We start from the raw sequence: 18,229 nt of genomic DNA, 5'->3' as shown, positions 1-18,229 counted from the left end.
GCCTCAGCGCAGCACCGCCCCCAGCAGGTCGGACCCCAGTGCCGTCAGCGCGGGCAGGTCGAGGGTGTAGCGGACGTAGCGGCCGTGCCGCCGGGCCGTGAGCAGGCCCGCGCGGCGCAGGACGGCGAGGTGGCGGGAGACCTCCGGGGGTGTGAGGTCCCATGCGTAGGCCAGCTCACGGTTGGTCTGCGGGCTGCGGGCCAGGGTGCGCAGCAGCCGTAGCCGTACCGGATGGGCGAGCGCCTCCAGCCGCAGGGTGACCGTCTCCAGCGACACTTGCTCCGGCTCCGGCTGCGCCGCACTCGGCTCGGCCACCGGGTACTGCACCACCGGCTGCCAGCCGGGCGCGTGGACCGCCACCAGGTGCGGGCGGCCGAAGACACTCGGGATGAAGGTGACCCCGGTGCCGTGGGCGGTGGTCGCCTTGTCCTGAAGCTTGTCCACGATGATCCAGTCGCCCTCCGGTGCGAGGGTGACCGCGTCGGAGACCGACGCGATCGCCGCTCCGATGCCCTGGCGCTTGAGCAGGTCGTTCTTCAGGCGCAGGTCGGTGGCAAGTCGTACGGCGGCGCCCGCCCAGGCAGCGTCGAAGAAGGCCTCGCCGCACTGTTCGAGGGTGTCGCGCACCCGCGCCCGTACGGCGGCCGGGTCGGCGAGCAGCCGTTCCGCGAAGGCCTCCTGCAGTGCGCCGCGGGACTGGGCCAGGTCAAGGGCCCGTTCGCGTGCGGTCGCGTCGGTGAGCGGCGACCGGGTGCCGAAGTGGACCCGGTTGCTGCCGCAGGTGGTGACGAGCGCGGCGGTCACATACCGCTCGTCGTCGATCCGGTCCACGTCGTCCAGTTCCTCGGCGAGGGTCGGCCGGGGCCGTGAGGGAATCAGGAAGTCGGCCTGTGAGGAACGCCAGAGGAACTCCGCCTCCCGCAGCCGCTCGGCCAGTTCGGGCCGCAGCCCGGTCCAGACGTCCCCGGCCCAGTCGGCGAGCTGCGGATGGTGCCCGGGTTCGGCCAGCACGTGCAGCATCGCCGTCAGCTCGGCCAGCGGGGAGGCGGCGAACCGCAGTCGCTCGGCCGGCAGCCCGCCGATGTCGATCCTCAACGTCATCCCTCATCATCACCGACCGCCCGGCCGACGGCGGTGTCGGTTGACGGTGTCCGTCAACCGACGTGCCTGGCCCGGCGGTCGAACTCACCGTTGCCGCCATGGCAATCACCAGCACCGCGAAGATCCGGCCCCGCGCCCTCGTCCGGGCCTCCGGAGGACCCCGCTATGCCGTCGCCCTGGCCGTGGACGCGCTCGGCACCGGCCTGCTGCGGCCCTTTCTGCTGCTCTACGGGGTGACGGTGCTGAGGCTGTCCGCGCCGGTCACCGGTATCGCGATGACGGCCGGCATCGTCGTGGGCCTGGTGTGCATGCCCGCGGTGGGCCGCTGGCTGGACCGGGGCGCGCGCAGCACGGTCGTGGCGGCGTCGATGCTGGTGCGGGTGCTGGGTGTGGCGCTGCTCCTCGCCACCCCGGCGGGGCACGCGTGGCCGTTCGCAACGGCGGCGCTCTTCCTCGGCATCGGCAACCAGGCCTGGCCGGCCGCCCATGCCGCCCTCGTGGCCACGGTCGCCCACGGCCGGGAACGCGACACCGCTCTCGCGGCGGGCCGCGCCCTGCGCAACGCGGGCCTGGGCACGGGCGCGCTGATCGCCACCGCGTGCCTGGCGGGCGGTACCGCGGCTCTGCAGGCGCTGGCGGCCGTCACAGGAGTCGCCTATCTCGCGGCGGCGACCCTGGCGTGGTCGGTCCACCTGCGCGCGGACCCGGCGGCAGCCCCGGCCGAGGCGGGAGCCGCCGACGCAGCTCCCGCTCCCGCCCCCGCTCCCGCCCCCCGGATGCGCGCGCTGCTGGCCGCCAACGTGGTCTACGTGTTCTGCCTCAACGTGCCGGAGATCGCGCTCCCCCTGGTCCTGGTGACCCAGTTGCACGCGTCCCCGGTGTGGTCGGCGGCCGTCTTCGTGGCCAACACGGTGCTGGTGGTCACCTTGCAGGTTCCGGTCACGATCCTGATGTCCCGCTTCTCGCGGCGGAGCGTGCTGGCTCTCGCCGGCGTGGTCCTCACCGCGTCCTACCTGGGCTTCCTCGCGGCCACCTCACTGGGACACGGGTGGGGTGCCCCGGCCGTCGCCACGGTGTCCGTGGTCTGCACCCTCGGCGAGATCGTCTACGCGGGCAGCGCCACCGCGCTCGTCACCGTCCTGGCCCCGGCCCACGCCCTGGGACGCACCCTCGCCCGCTTCGAGCTCTCCACTGGCTTCGGCCTCGCCGTCTCCCCGGCGGTCATCACCGCTCTCGCGCCCCACGGCCCGGCCGCGCTCTGGGGCGGCCTCGCCGGTGCGACACTCCTCTCCGCCGCCGGCGTCGCCGCCGAGAAGGATCAGGGAACGCAGCCCAAGGACTCCGGAGCCGGGCCCAGCGGGTCCGCCACCAGCACCTGCGGCGCGCTCAACGCCTCCTCGTAGGCCTGCCGCTCGAAGACGAACGGGCCCAGGGGCAGTTCGCCCCACTCCTCGCGCTCCGGGTAGTGGAAGCCGGACCAGGTGACCCTCGTGGGCGTCACGGCGACGCGGGCCATGAGGGGCCAGCACTGCCAGATGCCACAGGGACAGCCGAGGAGCGGGGTCCGGCCGGCCGTACGCAGAAACGGGTTCTCGGTGAAGTCGAGAACGCCCAGCCCGCCGTGCTGACCCCAGATCAGCTCGGCCGACTCCCGCTCCTGGTCCTCGAACTGGCCCTCCAGCTCCGGCCGCCACAGCTCCCGCGTGGCCCATGCGGTCAGCGCCCGCAGATCGACTCCGTCGACGCGGGCACCCCAGACCGGGGCGGCAGGGCGATCGTCCCAGGGACAGTGGAAGAACTCGATGCCGTTCACCATCCGCATACTCCCCGGCCGAGAGGCACCCCGCGAATCCTTTGCCGCTTCACAGCAGGTGACACGGGTATCGAGCGGTTCGGTGGTACGTCCCGCGGGCATGATTGCCGTCTGTTGCGGGGGCAACTGCCAAGAGGGGGGCGTCAGATGGCGTTCGGAAGCAGCATCGTCATGGACCAGCCGAGAACGATGTTCGCCCATGTGCTGAGTGTGCGGGGGGTCGCGGTGGTGGTCACCAATCACCGGGTCCAGCCGCTTCCCATGCGGCCCGAGAAGGGCAGCGGCAAGGGCGTGATCGTCTGCCAGGCATGCGGCGGGCAGTTCCTGGTGACCGTCCAAAGTCGCGACCGCACCACCGCCAGGCGGGTCCGCTACTTCGTTCTCGGCCTCATCGGCCTGGCCCTCGGCGCCTTGCTGCTCTGGCTGTCCTTCGACGTCGCCATACAGCCGGACGGCCCGGACAGCGACCTGGACACGGACGTTGCTTCCTGGCTCGCGTACACCGGCATAGCCGGCGTCCTTCTCCCCATCTTCGGCCTGGGCTACCTCAGCAACGCCCGCAGGTACGACGGCGTCGGCAATCTCCGCCGCGTCAGTGAGGACGGCACCAGGTTCGTCCGCGCCTCAGGGCACAAGCTGCTGCCGAGCAAGTAGGAACACGCACCGCCTCCCTAGTGCTGGTACAGCCCCTCCACCTGGTCCGCGAAGTCCGCCAGGACCGCCTCGCGGCGGAGTTTCATCGAGGGGGTGAGGTGGCCGGCGTGCTCCGAGAAGTCGGTCGGGAGGATGGCGAAGCGGCGGATCGACTCGGGGCGGGAGACCAGCTTGTTGGCCTCGTCGATCGCTCGTTGGAGCACGGCGTGCAGGTCCGGGTCGTCCATCAGCAGCTCCACCGGGACCGGGTGCTTGCCGTTCATCTGGCGCCAGTGGGTGAGGCCGTCCGGGTCGAGGGTGAGGAGGACGGAGACGTAGGGGCGGCCGTCGCCGAGGACCATGGCCTGGGAGATCAGGGGGTGGGAGCGCAGCCAGTTCTCCAGGGGCGCGGGGGCCACGCTCTTGCCGCCCGCGGTGATGATCATTTCCTTCTTGCGGCCGGTGATCGTCAGATAGCCCTCGTCGTCCAGTTCGCCGATGTCGCCGGTGGGCAGCCAGCCGTCGGGGGTGGCGGGGACCACTCCCCCGGCCGCCGGGTCCCAGTAGCCCCGCAGGACGTGTTCGCCGGCGATCAGGATCTCGCCGTCCGCCGCTATGCGGATCTTCGTCCCCGGCAGGGGCCAGCCGACCGTGCCCAGGCGGGGCTTGAGCGGCGGGGTCACCGTGGACGCTCCGGTCGTCTCCGTCAGGCCGTAGCCCTCGTAGATCTCGATGCCCGCGCCGAGGTAGAAGGCGGACAGGCGTTGGCCGAGCGGCGAGCCGCCGCAGATGGCGTGGCGGACGCGGCCGCCCATGGCGTTGCGGATGCGGCGGTAGACGAGCGGGTCGTAGATGGTGCGGGCGGCGCGCAGGGTGGCCGCGGGTCCGGAGCCGGTGCCGGTCTTCTGCGCCTCGACCGCCTCGCCGTAGCGGCGGGCCACGCCGACCGCCCGGTCGAAGGAGGACAGCTTGCCGCCGGCCTCGGCCTTCGCGCGGGCGGTGTTGAAGATCTTCTCCAGCATGTACGGGATGGCGAGCAGGCAGGTGGGTCTGAAGGCCGCCAGGTCCGGGAGGAGTTCGTCGGCCTTCAGGCTCGGGGCGTGGCCGAGGCGGACCCGGGCACGGACGCAGGCGATGGCGACCATGCGCCCGAAGACGTGGGACATGGGGAGGAAGAGGAGGACGGAGAGGTCCTCGCCGCTCGACTTGAAGACCGGGTAGAGCAGTTCGATCGCGTTGTCGACCTCGGCGAAGAAGTTGCCGTGGGTGAGCGCGCAGCCCTTGGGGCGGCCCGTGGTGCCGGAGGTGTAGATGAGGGTGGCGAGGGTGTCGGGGACGAGCATTCCCCGGCGGATCTCGACCTCGGCGTCCGGTACGTGCTCGCCCGCCTCGATCAGCCGGTCCACGTGCCCCTTCTCCATCACCCACAGGTGGTGCAGGTCGGGCAGCCGGTCGAGTTCGGGGCCGAGGGCGGCCGCCTGGGCGGTGCTCTCGGTGACCAGGGCGACCGCGCCGGAGTCGTGGAGGATCCAGCGGGTCTGGAAGACGGAGGAGGTCGGGTAGACGGGGACGGTGACCAGCCCGGCCGCCCAGGCCGCGAAGTCGAGAAGCGTCCACTCGTAGGTGGTGCGGGCCATGATGGCGAGCCGGTCGCCGGGCACGAGACCCTCGGCGATCAGCCCCTTGGCCACCGCGTGGACCTGGGCGGCGAAGCGTTCGGCCGTGATGTCCGTCCACTCGCCGTCCTGGCCCTTGCGGCTGAGCACCACCGACTCGGGGACGGCGGCCGCGTTGTCGTAGGGCAGGTCGGCGAGCGACCCGTACGTCACCGGGCGGGCGAGCGCCGGGACGGACGCCTCCCGGACCACGCCGTCCAGTCGTCGTGTCTCGGGTTCCACCAGGGTGGGGGGAGCGTCGGGGTCGGCGAAGGCCGAGCCGTCGGCTGGGTACGGGGTGGACACGGGCGACTCCCTGGGCGTGCAGCGACGAAACTGCTTGCTGCATGACGTACGTGCCTCAAGTACCGAGGCGTTCAACCGGGATGCCCCCTAAGAAAGGGGTTACCGCCAGTTAGGTAGGGGATCGTACGGCGCGCACGTGTGGGGCTTGTGCGTGTTCCGGGATGTTCCGGGGCTGGGGATGTGCAATCTCGGGGGTTATATGAGGAATCTTCACGTTCGTTCCAGAATTGCGGTGACCCCCTGGCCGCCCGCCGCGCAGATCGAGATCAACCCCCTTGCGGGACCCTCCCGTTCGGCCAGCAGCTTGGCCAGGGTCGCCACGATGCGGGCGCCGGTCGCCGCGAAGGGGTGACCGGTGGCGAGGGAGGAGCCGGCCACGTTCAGACGGTCGCGGTCCACCGGCGCCAGCCCCTGCTTCTCCCAGGCCGCGAGCGTCGCCAGCACCTGGGAGGCGAAGGCCTCGTGGATCTCGAACAGGTCGAAGTCCTCGATGCCCAGACCGGTCCGCTCCAGCATGCGCGGGACAGCGTACGCGGGCGCCATCAGCAACCCGTCCTCGCCGCCCGCGACATCGCCGCGCACGAAGTCCACGGCCGCCGTCTCGTACGCCGTCAGGTAGGCGAGCGGCTCCAGGCCGCGCGCCTCGGCCCACTCCTCGGAGGCGAGGAGCACGACCGCCGCTCCGTCCGTCAGCGGCGTCGAATTACCCGCCGTCATCGTCGGGTCGGGCCCGTCGGTGCCGAACACCGGCTTCAGCGCGGCCAGTTTGTCGACCGTGGAGTCCGGGCGCAGGTTCTGGTCGCGGGCCAGGTCGCGGAACGGGACCACCAGGTCGCCGAAGAAGCCGCGTTCGTAGGCGGCCGCGAGCCGCTGGTGGCTGGTGGCCGCCAGTTCGTCCTGGGCCTCGCGCTCGACGCCCCAGGCGCGGGCGGTGACCGCCGCGTGCTCGCCCATGGAGAGACCGGTGCGCGGTTCGGCGTTGCGCGGGATGTCGGGGATCAGATGGGAGGGGCGGATCTGCGCGAGGGCCTTGAGGCGGTCGCCCGTCGACTTCGCCCGGCGGGCCTCGAGGAGGATGCGGCGCAGCCGGTCGTTGACGCCGAGCGGGGCGTCGCTGGCGGTGTCGGCGCCGCCGGCGATCGCGGACTCGGTCTGACCGAGGGCGATCTTGTTCGCGGCGGCGATCACGGCTTGGAGCCCGGTGCCGCAGGCCTGCTGGATGTCGTAGGCGGGGGTGCGGGCGTCGAGCTTCGAGCCGAGGACGGTCTCGCGGGCGAGGTTGAAGTCGCGGCTGTGCTTGAGCACGGCCCCGGCGACCAACTCGCCCACCACACCGGGCACATCGAGCGCGTAGCGGTTCGCCAGACCGTTCACGGCCGCCGTCAGCATCTCCTGGTTGGAGGCGGTGGCGTAGGGGCCGTCGGAACGGGCGAAGGGGATGCGGGTGCCGCCGACGATCGCCACGCGGCGGATCCGCGGCAGTTCCGGCCGGGGCACGGGCGCGCCGCTCTCCGCGACCTTCAGGTGGCTCACCCGCCGGCTCGCCCGTGACGGTTCCGAGGTACTCATCTCGACCTGCTCCTCACCCGTGACCTAGACTTACCCACGGTAACCTTACTCCAGAGTAAGCACCCGGTACGAGGTGTGCGCCGAGCCCGTGGGAGATCATCATGGCCGACCGCTATCTGAGCTTCACCGCCACGGCCCCCGGCCGGTTCCTCACCGCACGGCTCGGGCTCCCACAGCCGGCCGCGCTCAGCCGCTGGACAGCCGAACGTCCGTCCCTGGAAGGCCACTTGCTGCACCTCACGGCCGGCGGGCCGTCCGGGCTCGACCTCGCGCCGGTCCTGGCCCGCACCGGACTGCCCACGGCCACCGAAACAGCCGGAACCACGACCGGATCCACCGGCGGATCCACCACCGGGTCCACCGGCCCCGCCGCCGTCGTCCTGGACGCGACCGGCGTCCGGGACGTCGACACGCTCGCCGAGGTCCACGCGGCCCTGCACCCGGTCGTACGGTCGGTCGCGGCGAGCGGGCGGGTCGTCGTGCTGGGCGCGCCCCTGGACACCCGGGACCACCACCAGGCGGCCGTGCAGCAGGCCCTGGAGGGCTTCGTGCGGTCCCTCGGCAAGGAGATCGGACGGGGCAGGACCGTCAACCTCGTCCGGCTGTCCGACGCGTCCGCCGCCGAGTCCACCCTGCGCTTCCTGCTCTCCCCCAAGTCGGCGTACGTCAGCGGCCAGGTGATCGGGGTGGGGGCCGCCGAGGGGCCCGACGGCCCCGTCGACTGGACCCTGCCCCTCGCCGGGCGCACCGCGCTCGTCACCGGCGCCGCCCGCGGCATCGGCGAGGCCGTCGCGGAGACACTCGCCCGGGACGGCGCCCACGTCGTCGTACTGGACGTACCGCAGGCCGCGGAGGACGCCCGCCGGGTCGCCGCGCGGCTGGGCGGCAGCGCCCTCACGCTCGACATCACGGCCGCCGACGCGGGCGAGCGCATCGCCGCCGAACTGCCCGACGGGCTGGACGTACTGATCCACAACGCGGGGATCACGCGGGACCGGCGACTGGTCAACATGCCCGCCGAGCGCTGGAGTTCGGTGCTCGACGTCAATCTGGCGAGCGTGCTGCGCACCACGGACGCGCTGCTCGCCAAGGGCGCCCTGCGGACAGGCGGCCGGATCGTGGCCACCGCGTCCATCGCCGGACTCGCGGGCAACGCGGGGCAGACGAACTACGGCGCGAGCAAGGCGGGCGTCGCCGGTCTGGTCCGGTCCCTCGCGCCGCGCGCGCTCGCCGAGCACGGGGTCACGGTCAACGCGGTGGCGCCGGGCTTCATCGAGACGAAGATGACGGCCGCGGTGCCGTTGTTCATCCGCGAGGCGGGGCGCCGGATGAACTCCCTCGCGCAGGGGGGCCTGCCCGTCGACGTGGCCGAGACGACCGCCTGGCTCGCCCACCCCGCGTCCGGCTCGGTCAACGGGCAGGTCGTGCGCGTGTGCGGCCAGAGTCTGCTGGGGGCGTAGTGACCGGCGTGGTGACCACCCTGTCCGGGCCTCCGTCGCTCGGTCCCCTGCTCGCCCTCGGCGCGCTGCGCTCCCCGTTCAAACGGCCCGGGCCGGGCGTCACGTTCCCCGGCACCGGCGACCGGCTCGTCCTGCCCGACCTGCGGGTGGACCTGGCCCGGCTGGCCGCCTACGAGCGGGTGTGCGGCTTCCCGACCGGCGAGGACTCCCTGCCGCTCACGTATCCCCACGTCCTGGGCTTCCCGCTGGCCATGCGGATCATGAGCGGCCGCGGCTTCCCGCTGCCGCTGCTCGGCCTCGTCCACACGTCGATCGAGATCACCCGCCACACCACCCTCGCGGCCACCGGCAGCTACGAACTCACCGTGCACGTCGAGCGGTTGGCCGCGCACCGACGCGGGACCGAGGCGGTCGTCGTCACGGAGCTGCGGGACGGCGGCGCGCTCGTGTGGGAGTCGACGAGCACGTATCTGGCCCGGCACCGCACCGAGGCCGCGCCCGCTGAGCGGGAACCGGAGCCCGACCCGCTCCCCGTGCTCGACGAGTGGCGGCTCGCCGCCGACGTCGGACGGCGTTACGGCGCCGCGTCGGGCGACCGCAACCCCATCCACCTCCACCCGCTCACCGCCCGTCTCTTCGGCTTCCCCCGGGCCATCGCGCACGGCATGTGGACCGTGGCCCGCTGCCTCGCCGCACACGGCACCCCCCAGGCCGTACGGGTGCGTGCGGAGTTCCGGGCACCGGTCCTGCTGCCGGGAGCGGTGACCTTCGCGGCGGACGGCGAGCGGTTCGAGCTGCGCGGGACGGGAGATTCGGGACGGGTGCACGTGAGCGGCCGGGTGGATCCGCTCACGCCGTGACCGGCCCCGGGTGACGGGCCCCGGGTGACGGGCCCCGGGTGACGGGCCCCGGGTGACCGGCGCGCCGCTTCGCCGGCAGGGCGACGATTGCCCCGTCCGTCGCGGGACGGCTCCGCCGGATCGCCCGGTGATCCTGCGCGATCGGCCCCCGACACTGCCCTCGAGGTCCTTACCCCGGTCGCGTCCGGTCGAGCACAGTGGTGGGTTCAGATGGCTCTGTCGCTGAAGGGAGCGTCCATGCGCGCGCAGGACCAGGAGAACGACCTGGGTGGCAACCGCCGGTCCAAGGCCGGGAGAGGCTCCGCACGGTCGTCGCTCCCGGGGCCGGCGGCGGGACTGCTCGCCCTCCAGCGCTCGGCGGGCAACGCGGCGGTGACGCGTGCCATCGAGGAACAGCGGCACGAGCACGGCCCCGGCTGCGGCCACGCGGACCGGTCGGTCCAGCGGGCCGCGGAGACCGACGAGACGCAGCAGGCCGCGGTGCAGCGCCGGGTGTCGCTGGCCGAGGTGACCGGATCCGGCGGCAGCGGTCTGGACCCGCGCATCCGGGCCAAGGCCGAGCAGGCGTACGGAATGTCGCTCGGTCACGTGCGCGTGCACAACGACGCGACCGCCCAGCGCGCGAGCGCCGACTTCCAGGCCCACGCCATGACCGTCGGCCACCACATCGTGCTCGGCTCGTCCCAGGTGGACGACGAGACGATGTTCCACGAACTCGACCACGTCCGGCAGCAGTCGCAGGGCCCGGTGGCGGGCACCGACAACGGCTCGGGCGTGAAGGTGTCCGACCCGGGCGACGCCTTCGAGCGTCAGTCGGCCGCCAACGGCCGTCTCGTCGCGCAGGGTTCGACCCCCGATCTCTCGCTGCCCGGCTCGGCGGGCCACGGGGCTCCGGTACAGCGGGCGGCGGCCGGGACCGGCGAGCGGCAGAACGTGCAGCGGATGCCCAAGGAGGCGACCAAGTCCAAGGCCGGCAGGGGCGGCAAGAAGGCGACCGTGGCACAGGCGATCACCAGGGCGCTCGTGCAGAACCACGGCTGGAAGGAGTACGGCGGGCAGCAGAACAAGACCGTGCACTTCCCGATCGCCTCCGACAACGCCCCCGCGCACGCGAAGAGCGAGGGGCTCAAGGGCGCCGCGCTGAGCGCGATGTACCACGGCACCGACAACATCCGGAAGGAACGCTCCTTCTCGGCGGAACGCCCGGAGCAGGCCCTGCGCTGGATCTCCACCGTCACCTTCAACTACCTCAACGACCTGCGCAAGCAGCCCGAGGAAGTACAGGCGGGCGTGAGCGCCGTCCAGCAGGAGGGGCCGGAAGGCGCGGCCACGCGGTTCCAGCTGTACATCTCGTCGAACAAGGACGGCGCCAACAAGGCACTCACCGACCTGTACGAGGGCAAGGCCAGCGCCGCGGAGTTCCTCACCGCCATCCTGAAGGCCGGCGAGCCGAACCTGTCCAGCCGCACGGCGCTCGAACAACGGCACGCCCAGAAGCTGGCCTCACGTCTGCTGGGTGACGGACAGGGCAGGGACGCGTACAGCGCGGTTCTCCAGGCTCTCGGTGGCTCGGTGAACGTGCCCGCGAAGCGGGAGGACGCCGCCACGGACGGCCTGCACGCCGAGCGCCGCATCGTGGAGAGCGCGCCGGCGGGAAGCGTCTCCGCGATCGCCGGGGTCAAGCGGCCCTGCATGGTCTGCTACATGGAGCTCTTCGTCGGCGACGACTCCAAGCGTCCCGGCCCCTACTGGCCGAGCAAGGCCTCCAACATCGGGGAATCCGACTACACCATCGCGAACGCCGACATGCTCGCGCTGCGCATCCATACGGCGGCGATGACGGGCGGCGGCACGCACGTCAGCCTCCGGGTCGACTGCGAGGGCCAGGAGCGGGTGGACACCGGGTACGGTTCCGAATCCGACTCCTCGGCCTCGGACAGCGAGCAGGCCCCGGTGCTGGTACCGGCGGACGCGATGGACCTGAGCTGAGGCGACCGCGTGGCCCTGCCGGAAGCCCTCAGGCCTCCGGTGGGGTCCAGGGCCGCCCCTCCATGAGGTTGCCCAGGCCTGCCCAGGCGAAGTTCATCAGGGTCGCCGCCGCCTGCCGGGCCGTGGTGCCGTCGGCGGTGTTGGCCCAGGCGGCGAGGGCCTCGGCGGCGCCGACCAGCGCCTCGGCGAGTCCGGCGACCTCTCGTTCGGGCAGGTCGGGGTCCCGGTGCGCCTCCCTGGCCGCGACCACGATCAGGTGCGTGACGAACGCGACGATCTCCTCGCGCATCGCCGTGACCTCGGCGGCGAAGGGCTCGCCGTGCGTGCGGGCTTGAAGATGCAGGACGGACCAGGCGTGCGGATGCTCGGCGGTGTGCGCGAAGAACGCCCGCAGACCGTCCCAGAGTTGGCGGTCGGCGGGCAGGTCGGTGCGGACGCCGGTGCGCACCGCCGCGACGAGCGCCTTGGCCTCGCGCCGGATGCAGGCGGTGAAGAGGTCTTCCTTGGAGTTCAGGTACAGATACACCAACGGCTTGGACACGCCCGCGAGTTCGGCGATCTCGTCCATGGACGCGGCCATGTACCCCCGGCGGCCGAAGGTCTCCACGGCGGCGTCCAGCATCTGCTGCTCACGGACCGCACGCGGCATCCGCTTGGTCTTCACGGTCCCCATGGACACAGCGTAGTTGGGCCCGCTCGGGTCCCGGCCCGGCCCGCCCCGCCGCGTGACGACTACGAGGTCTGCGCCTGGCCCTGCGAGCGCGTCGCCTCGTCGATCGAGGCGTCCTCCTGGGACTTGTTGGCCTCCAGGTTGGCCTTCATACGGTCCACCCGCTGCACGACGTGCACCGAGGCACGGTCGCGCTCCTTGCGCAGCACCACGAAGCTGATCGGCGCGGAGATCACCAGCGAGAGCAGCAGGATCCACATGATGTTGGAGTCGCCGAGCCCGCGGGGCACGACGCCCGAGTAGACGAGACCCCAGACGACCACGAGGCAGCCGGCGAAGACACCGAGGCGCATCAGTGTGTAGCGGAGCATGTCAATCCACTCTTCCGATTCCAAAAGGGGCCGTCATCCAGTGAAGCACGCCGGGGTGCCGATCTTGCATCGGGGTGCGAGCGGTCACAGCCGTCACGTCAGGGGCAGCAGCATGATGATGTCGTCGCGGTCGTCGCCCGGCGCGACCCTGATGGCGCCGGGCACCCGGCCGACCTCCTTGTAACCGCAGGAGCCGTAGAAGTGCTCCAGGCCGAGCCCGCCGCGGCAGGTGAGCCGGATCGCGTCGATGCCGTCGAAGGCGCGGGCCTCCTCGGCGGCGGCCGCCAGCAGGTCGCGGCCGTAGCCCTTGCCCTGGTGCCGGGGGTGGACCATCACCGTGTAGAGCATCACCCAGTGGGTCTGGAGCCGGTGGGTGTTGAAGCTGAGGAACGCCGTCGCCGCCACCTCGCCGGCCGCGTCGTGTCCGACGAGCAGCCGGGTACGACCCTCGGCCATCTGGACGAGGTGGCGGACCAGTTCCGGCCGGACCGTCTCGCGCTCCACCGGCGCCACGAAGCCGACGGCTCCGCCCGTGTTGGAGACATCCGTCCACAGGTCGAGGATGCCGTCACGCAGGGCGGGGGTGACGGCGGGGTCGAGAGTGAAAGTAAGGGCCACGAAAGGATGGTAATCCTTACGCAGCCCCGACTTCCAAGTCCCTGCTCCTGCCGCCTCAGACCCGCATCGGCTGCGGCGACTCGCGGAGCGCCGGGTCGGGGCCGTCGTACTCGCGGATGATCTCGTAGCGGGTGTTGCGCTCCACCGGGCGGAAACCGGCGTCCCGGATGAGGTCCAGCAGGTCGTCGCGGGTCAGCTTGTTCGGGGTGCCGTAGTTGTCGGCGTCGTGCGTGATCTTGTACTCGACGACCGAGCCGTCCATGTCGTCGGCGCCGTGCTGGAGCGCGAGCTGCGCGGTCTGGACGCCGTGCATGACCCAGAAGACCTTGACGTGCGGGACGTTGTCGAAGAGCAGCCGGGAGACCGCGAAGGTCTTGAGGGCCTCCGCGCCGGTCGCCATCTGGGTGCGGGCCTGGAGCCGGTTGCGGACCTTGCCGTCCTGCATGTCCACGAAGTCGTGCTGGTAGCGCAGGGGGATGAAGACCTGGAAGCCGTTCGTCTCGTCCTGGAGCTCACGCAGGCGCAGGACGTGGTCGACGCGGTGGCGGGGCTCCTCGATGTGGCCGTACAGCATGGTGCACGGGGTCTTGAGCCCCTTCTCGTGCGCCAGCCGGTGGATGCGCGACCAGTCCTCCCAGTGGGTGCGGTGGTCGACGATGTGCTGCCGGACCTCCCAGTCGAAGATCTCGGCGCCGCCGCCGGTCAGCGACTCCAGACCGGCGTCGATCAGCTCGTCGAGGATCTCGGAGGCGGACAGCCCGCTGATCGTCTCGAAGTGGTGGATCTCCGTCGCCGTGAACGCCTTCAGGGAGACGTCCGGGAGCGCGGCCTTCAGCTCCCGCAGCGAGCGCGGGTAGTAGCGCCACGGCAGGTTCGGGTGCAGGCCGTTGACGATGTGCAGCTCGGTGAGGTTCTCGCCCTCCATCGCCTTGGCGAGCTTCACCGCCTCCTCGATGCGCATCGTGTACGCGTCCTTCTCGCCCGGCTTGCGCTGGAAGGAGCAGTAGGCGCAGGAGGCCGTGCACACGTTCGTCATGTTGAGGTGCCGGTTGACGTTGAAGTGCACGACGTCGCCGTTCTTGCGGGTCCGCACCTCGTGCGCCAGTCCGCCCAGCCACGCCAGGTCGTCCGACTCGTACAGCGCGATGCCGTCCTCACGGGTCAGCCGCTCACCGGCCCTGACCTTCTGCTCCAGCTCGCGCTTGAGTCCGGCATCCATGCCCACACCTCTCTACGACTTCTCTTCGACTTCCTACGACGCCACCGACCACCAACCGTACGGCTACACCTCTTCGGGAAGCTCCCCGACCCGGTTCTCCCACTTGGTGGAGAGCACGATGGTGGTACGGGTCCGGGACACGCCCTTGGTCCCGCTGAGCCGCCGGATGATCCGCTCGAGACCGTCCACGTCGTTCGCCCGCACCTTGAGCATGAACGAGTCGTCGCCGGCGATGAACCAGCAGTCCTCGATCTCGCTGAGGTCCTTCATCCGGTTCGCCACGTCCTCGTGGTCGGCGGCGTCGGAGAGGGAGATGCCGATGAGGGCGGTGACGCCGAGGCCGAGCTGGGCGGCGTTCACCGTGGCGCGGTAACCGGTGATGACACCGGCCGCCTCCAGCCGGTTGATGCGGTCGGTGACACTGGGTCCCGACAGACCGACGAGGCGTCCCAGCTCCGCGTAGGAGGCCCGGCCGTTCTCCCTCAGGGCCTGGATGAGCTGCCTGTCCACCGCGTCCATGCGATCGAAGCCTTCCGATGAGGAGAGATGAGGAGTGTGGGGGGGGGAGTTCCTGAAGCGGGTGTTTCTGAAGCGGGTTTCCTGAAGCGGGTGTTCCTGAAGCAGTGGTGCGTGCCGCCCGCGCCGTCCGCGTCCGACGCTCAGGCGGGAGGACGGGAGCCGCCGCCGATCTCGCCCTTCCAGCGGCGGTACAGCCCGTGCCCGACACCCGCCGCGTCGAGGACCCGCCCGGCGACGAAGTCCACCAGGTCCTGGATGTGGGTGGCGCCCGCGTAGAAGGCCGGAGAGGCCGGCACGACGCTCGCACCCGCCTCGTCCAGGGCGACCAGATGACGCAGGGTCTGCCCGTTCAGCGGGGTCTCCCGTACGGCCACGACCAGCGGACGCCGCTCCTTGAGCGTCACGCTCGCCGCCCGCTGGAGGAGGTCCTTGGAGAGCCCGAGGGCGACCCCGGCCACACAGGCGGTGGAGGCGGGCACGATCAGCATGCCCTTCGTGGCGTACGACCCGGAGGAGGGCCCGGCGGCCAGGTCCCCGGCCGCCCAGTACCGCACCCGGTCGCCCCCGCCCTCGCCTTCGAGGTCCACGTCGAAGGTGCCCGGCTTCCCGTCGGCCCCCCGCGCGAGCCATTCCCGCAGGTCGTCGCGCCAGTGCGCGTCCCGGAAGGAGATCCCCGTCTCGTCGAGCAGGGTGAGCCGCGAGGCCCGGCTGACGACCAGGTCGACACTCTCTCCCGCGGCGAGCAGCGCGCGCAGCACAGCGGCGGCATAGGGCGTACCGGACGCCCCGGACACCCCCACGATCCAAGGCACGCGCTGCGTTTCTCCTGCGTTCACACCTTGAGCGTACCGGTGGGCGGAGAGGTCTTCAGGACCGGTCGGCCCTGGAGCCCGCGTGCCCCCTGCGCTCCCTCCGCCCGCCCGTTCACCCGGACGGAGTACACGGACGGATCACGCGGACCGCCCGGCCCTAGACCGTGAGCCCCCGCACCAGCAGGTCGATCAGCGCGCACCCGAACAGGCTGATGCCGATGAACCCGTTCGTCGAGAAGAACGCCCTGTTCAGGCGGGTCAGGTCGTGGGGCCGCACGATCGTGTGCTCGTAGACGAAGGCACCCGCGACGATCACCAGGCCGAGCCAGAAGAAGGCGCCGGCGTCGGTGGCCAGGGCGTACCAGACGAACAGGGCCGTCGTGATCGCGTGGCAGACCCGCGCCCCCCAGACCGCCGCCGGGATGCCGAAGCGGGCCGGAACCGACATGACGCCGACCTCGCGGTCCGTCTCGACGTCCTGGCAGGCGTAGATCAGGTCGAAGCCGCCGATCCAGATGCCCACCGCCAGGCCCAGGATCACCGCGTCCCAGGACCACTCGCCGGTGATCGCCAGCCAGCCGCCGATCGGGCCCATCGCCTGCGCCAGGCCGAGGATGGCCTGCGGGAAGTTCGTGAAGCGTTTGCCGTACGGGTACACCACCATCGGGATCACCGCGATGGGGGCCAGGGCCAGGCAGAGCGGATTCAGCAGCGCCGCCGCGCCCAGGAAGATCACCAGGGCGATCAGGGCGCCGGTCCAGGCGTGCCGCACCGACATCGCGCCCGTCACCAGCTCGCGCTGCGCCGTGCGGGGGTTACGGGCGTCGATCTCGCGGTCGATGATCCGGTTGACCGCCATGGCGAAGGTACGCAGGCCCACCATGCAGACGGTGACCAGGAGCAGCCTGCCCCAGTGGATGTTCTCGTCGGTCTGGAACATCGCCGTCAGCGCGGCGATGTAGGCGAAGGGCAGCGCGAAGACCGAGTGCTCGATCATCACCAGCCGCAGGAAGGCCTTGGTGCGTCCTGGCTGCGGAAGCGCTGCGGAAGCGGAACTCACAGGCCGTACTCCTTCCAGCGGCGGTCGACCTTCGCCGCCGTATCCGGGTCGGACAGCACCATCTCCGGCCAGCCGCCGTCCCGCGTGTACCCCTCCTCGGGCCACTTCCGCGTCGCGTCGATACCCGCCTTGCCACCCCAGAACTGCTGGTAGGAGGCGTGGTCGAGATGGTCGACCGGGCCTTCGACGACGGACAGGTCACGGGCGTAGTCGGTGTTGCCGAGCGCCCGCCACGCGACCTCGTGCAGATCGTGGACGTCGCAGTCCGCGTCGACGACCACGATCAGCTTGGTCAGGGACATCATGTGGGCGCCCCAGACCGCGTGCATGACCTTCTGCGCGTGCTTGGGGTACTTCTTGTCGATCGAGACGATCGCGCAGTTGTGGAAGCCGCCGGCCTCGGGCAGGTGGTAGTCCACGATGTCCGGGACGATGATCTTCAGCAGCGGGAGGAAGAAGCGTTCCGTGGCGCGGCCCAGCGGGCCGTCCTCCGTCGGCGGCCGGCCGACCACGATCGACTGGAGCAGCGGGCGCTTGCGCATCGTCACGCAGTCGATCTTCAGGGCGGGGAACGGCTCCTGCGGGGTGTAGAAGCCGGTGTGGTCGCCGAACGGGCCCTCCGGCAGCATCTCGCCCGGCTCCAGCCAGCCCTCGATCACGACCTCCGCCTGCGCCGGCACCTGGAGCGGCACCGTCTTGCAGTCGACCATCTCGATCCGCTTGCCCGCGATGAAGCCGGCGAAGAGGTACTCGTCGATGTCGCCGGGGAGCGGGGCGGTGGAGGCGTACGTCACGGCGGGCGGGCAGCCGAAGGCGATCGCGACGGGGAGCTTCTCGCCCTTGCGGGCCGCGACCTGGTAGTGGTTGCGGCTGTCCTTGTGGATCTGCCAGTGCATGCCGATCGTGCGCTTGTCGTGGCGCTGGAGGCGGTACAGGCCGAGGTTGCGGATCCCGCTCTCCGGGTCCTTGGTGTGCGTCAGGCCCAGGTTGAAGAAGGAGCCGCCGTCCTGCGGCCAGGTGAAGAGGGCGGGGAGGGCGTCGAGGTCGACGTCGTCGCCGTGCAGGACCACCTCCTGTACGGGCGCGTCCTGGGGCTTCACCTTCTTCGGCGGGACGTGCGTCATCGCGCCGAGCTTGCCGAACGCCTCGCGGACGCCGACGAACCCGTGCGGCAGCTCGGGCCGCAGCAGTCCGCCGATCTTCTCGCTGATCTCGGCGTAGGACTTGAGGCCGAGGGCCTTCAGGAGCCGTCGGTCGGTGCCGAACACGTTCATCGCGAGGGGCATGCTCGACCCCTTCACGTTCTCGAAGAGCAGCGCGGGGCCACCGGACTTCTGGACCCGGTCGACGATCTCCCCGACTTCCAGATACGGATCGACCTCAGCCTTGACGCGCTTGAGGTCGCCTTCGCGTTCCAGTGCCCTGAGCAGGGAACGAAGATCGTCGTAAGCCATGTGTCCCAGTATCGCCGAGGCCCGTCCGGCGCCGACGCGCGCCCCGCACTACGCCCGCCGCACCGCCGCGCGACGCACCCCGCACCGCCTCGCGGCCGGCCCTCGCGAAGGCCCCTCCCG

The 18,229-nt window shown here is 71.4% G+C and carries 17 protein-coding genes; 5 read left to right on the top strand and 12 right to left on the bottom strand.

What is annotated here, in order from left to right; translation table 11 throughout:
* Positions 1-3: 3 nt before the first annotated feature.
* Positions 4-1,101, bottom strand: a complete 1,098-nt coding sequence (locus OG736_RS25535; protein WP_327184506.1) for a DUF5937 family protein — start codon at positions 1,099-1,101, stop codon at positions 4-6.
* A 98-nt stretch (positions 1,102-1,199) separates the two neighbouring features.
* Here OG736_RS25535 and OG736_RS25530 point away from each other — a divergent pair, with 98 nt between their 5' ends.
* Positions 1,200-2,504 carry an MFS transporter gene (locus OG736_RS25530; RefSeq protein ID WP_327184505.1) on the top strand — a complete coding sequence of 435 codons (1,305 nt, stop codon included), beginning with the start codon at positions 1,200-1,202 and terminating at the stop codon, positions 2,502-2,504.
* Here OG736_RS25530 and OG736_RS25525 read toward each other — a convergent pair.
* Positions 2,420-2,917, bottom strand: a complete 498-nt coding sequence (locus OG736_RS25525; protein ID WP_327184504.1) for a hypothetical protein — start codon at positions 2,915-2,917, stop codon at positions 2,420-2,422. The genes OG736_RS25530 and OG736_RS25525 overlap by 85 nt on opposite strands.
* A 168-nt stretch (positions 2,918-3,085) precedes the next feature.
* Here OG736_RS25525 and OG736_RS25520 point away from each other — a divergent pair, with 168 nt between their 5' ends.
* The gene (locus OG736_RS25520; RefSeq protein WP_327184503.1) at positions 3,086-3,568 is read left to right on the top strand and encodes a hypothetical protein; all 483 of its coding nucleotides are present in this window, start codon (positions 3,086-3,088) and stop codon (positions 3,566-3,568) included.
* A 17-nt stretch (positions 3,569-3,585) separates the two neighbouring features.
* Here OG736_RS25520 and OG736_RS25515 read toward each other — a convergent pair whose 3' ends face one another.
* Complete coding sequence (locus tag OG736_RS25515; protein ID WP_327184502.1) at positions 3,586-5,508, bottom strand: AMP-dependent synthetase/ligase; 1,923 nt, start codon at positions 5,506-5,508, stop codon at positions 3,586-3,588.
* A gap of 210 nt (positions 5,509-5,718) precedes the next feature.
* Positions 5,719-7,077: an acetyl-CoA C-acetyltransferase gene (locus tag OG736_RS25510; RefSeq protein WP_327184501.1), complete on the bottom strand. Its 1,359-nt coding sequence runs from the start codon at positions 7,075-7,077 to the stop codon at positions 5,719-5,721.
* 101 nt (positions 7,078-7,178) lie between these two features.
* Here OG736_RS25510 and OG736_RS25505 point away from each other — a divergent pair, with 101 nt between their 5' ends.
* The 3 genes from OG736_RS25505 to OG736_RS25495 all read left to right on the top strand — a co-directional run bounded on the left by OG736_RS25505 (position 7,179) and on the right by OG736_RS25495 (position 11,386).
* Entirely contained in the window at positions 7,179-8,537 is a 1,359-nt protein-coding gene (locus OG736_RS25505; RefSeq protein ID WP_327184500.1) for a 3-oxoacyl-ACP reductase, read from the top strand.
* Positions 8,537-9,397 carry a MaoC/PaaZ C-terminal domain-containing protein gene (locus tag OG736_RS25500; RefSeq protein ID WP_327184499.1) on the top strand — a complete coding sequence of 287 codons (861 nt, stop codon included), beginning with the start codon at positions 8,537-8,539 and terminating at the stop codon, positions 9,395-9,397. The genes OG736_RS25505 and OG736_RS25500 overlap by 1 nt, the downstream gene beginning before the upstream one ends.
* 237 nt (positions 9,398-9,634) lie before the next feature.
* The gene (locus OG736_RS25495; RefSeq protein WP_327184498.1) at positions 9,635-11,386 is read left to right on the top strand and encodes an eCIS core domain-containing protein; all 1,752 of its coding nucleotides are present in this window, start codon (positions 9,635-9,637) and stop codon (positions 11,384-11,386) included.
* A gap of 28 nt (positions 11,387-11,414) precedes the next feature.
* Here the strand turns inward: OG736_RS25495 and OG736_RS25490 are convergent, their stop codons facing one another.
* The 8 genes from OG736_RS25490 to OG736_RS25455 form a co-directional block, all read right to left on the bottom strand.
* Positions 11,415-12,059 carry a TetR/AcrR family transcriptional regulator gene (locus tag OG736_RS25490; protein WP_327184497.1) on the bottom strand — a complete coding sequence of 215 codons (645 nt, stop codon included), beginning with the start codon at positions 12,057-12,059 and terminating at the stop codon, positions 11,415-11,417.
* A 59-nt stretch (positions 12,060-12,118) separates the two neighbouring features.
* A complete protein-coding gene (locus OG736_RS25485) occupies positions 12,119-12,427 on the bottom strand; it encodes a DUF4229 domain-containing protein (protein ID WP_327184496.1) in 309 nt (102 codons plus the stop codon).
* Between the two features lie 93 nt (positions 12,428-12,520).
* Entirely contained in the window at positions 12,521-13,045 is a 525-nt protein-coding gene (locus OG736_RS25480) for a GNAT family N-acetyltransferase (RefSeq protein ID WP_314223471.1), read from the bottom strand.
* Positions 13,046-13,100: 55 nt separating this feature from the next.
* On the bottom strand, positions 13,101-14,264 hold the full coding sequence (gene mqnE, locus OG736_RS25475) for an aminofutalosine synthase MqnE (RefSeq protein WP_020130098.1): 1,164 nt from the start codon (positions 14,262-14,264) through the stop codon (positions 13,101-13,103).
* Between the two features lie 63 nt (positions 14,265-14,327).
* Positions 14,328-14,783: an Lrp/AsnC family transcriptional regulator gene (locus OG736_RS25470; protein WP_054238669.1), complete on the bottom strand. Its 456-nt coding sequence runs from the start codon at positions 14,781-14,783 to the stop codon at positions 14,328-14,330.
* A 140-nt stretch (positions 14,784-14,923) separates the two neighbouring features.
* Positions 14,924-15,595: a UbiX family flavin prenyltransferase gene (locus OG736_RS25465; protein WP_327184495.1), complete on the bottom strand. Its 672-nt coding sequence runs from the start codon at positions 15,593-15,595 to the stop codon at positions 14,924-14,926.
* Between the two features lie 157 nt (positions 15,596-15,752).
* Entirely contained in the window at positions 15,753-16,655 is a 903-nt protein-coding gene (mqnP, locus tag OG736_RS25460) for a menaquinone biosynthesis prenyltransferase MqnP (RefSeq protein ID WP_327184494.1), read from the bottom strand.
* Entirely contained in the window at positions 16,652-18,109 is a 1,458-nt protein-coding gene (locus tag OG736_RS25455; protein WP_054238666.1) for a menaquinone biosynthesis decarboxylase, read from the bottom strand. Before OG736_RS25455 ends, mqnP begins: the two co-directional genes overlap by 4 nt.
* Positions 18,110-18,229 lie beyond the last annotated feature (120 nt).

Origin of the sequence: Streptomyces sp. NBC_01334, assembly GCF_035983595.1 — a bacterium.
Classification (GTDB): Bacteria; Actinomycetota; Actinomycetes; order Streptomycetales; family Streptomycetaceae; genus Streptomyces; species Streptomyces coriariae.
The sequence above is the reverse complement of the archived record's forward strand: the minus strand, read 5'-3'. Positions and strand labels throughout refer to the sequence as shown.

Bases quoted from the DNA above. Each gene is read 5' to 3' on its own strand.
- OG736_RS25470 (WP_054238669.1), bottom strand. From the start codon at position 14,783: ATGGACGCGGTGGACAGGCAGCTCATCCAGGCCCTGAGGGAGAACGGC.
- mqnE (WP_020130098.1), bottom strand. From the start codon at position 14,264: ATGGATGCCGGACTCAAGCGCGAGCTGGAGCAGAAGGTCAGGGCCGGT.
- OG736_RS25490 (WP_327184497.1), bottom strand. From the start codon at position 12,059: ATGGGGACCGTGAAGACCAAGCGGATGCCGCGTGCGGTCCGTGAGCAG.
- OG736_RS25525 (WP_327184504.1), bottom strand. From the start codon at position 2,917: ATGGTGAACGGCATCGAGTTCTTCCACTGTCCCTGGGACGATCGCCCT.
- OG736_RS25530 (WP_327184505.1), top strand. From the start codon at position 1,200: ATGGCAATCACCAGCACCGCGAAGATCCGGCCCCGCGCCCTCGTCCGG.
- OG736_RS25520 (WP_327184503.1), top strand. From the start codon at position 3,086: ATGGACCAGCCGAGAACGATGTTCGCCCATGTGCTGAGTGTGCGGGGG.
- OG736_RS25485 (WP_327184496.1), bottom strand. From the start codon at position 12,427: ATGCTCCGCTACACACTGATGCGCCTCGGTGTCTTCGCCGGCTGCCTC.
- OG736_RS25510 (WP_327184501.1), bottom strand. From the start codon at position 7,077: ATGAGTACCTCGGAACCGTCACGGGCGAGCCGGCGGGTGAGCCACCTG.
- OG736_RS25495 (WP_327184498.1), top strand. From the start codon at position 9,635: ATGCGCGCGCAGGACCAGGAGAACGACCTGGGTGGCAACCGCCGGTCC.
- OG736_RS25455 (WP_054238666.1), bottom strand. From the start codon at position 18,109: ATGGCTTACGACGATCTTCGTTCCCTGCTCAGGGCACTGGAACGCGAA.
- OG736_RS25505 (WP_327184500.1), top strand. From the start codon at position 7,179: ATGGCCGACCGCTATCTGAGCTTCACCGCCACGGCCCCCGGCCGGTTC.
- OG736_RS25535 (WP_327184506.1), bottom strand. From the start codon at position 1,101: ATGACGTTGAGGATCGACATCGGCGGGCTGCCGGCCGAGCGACTGCGG.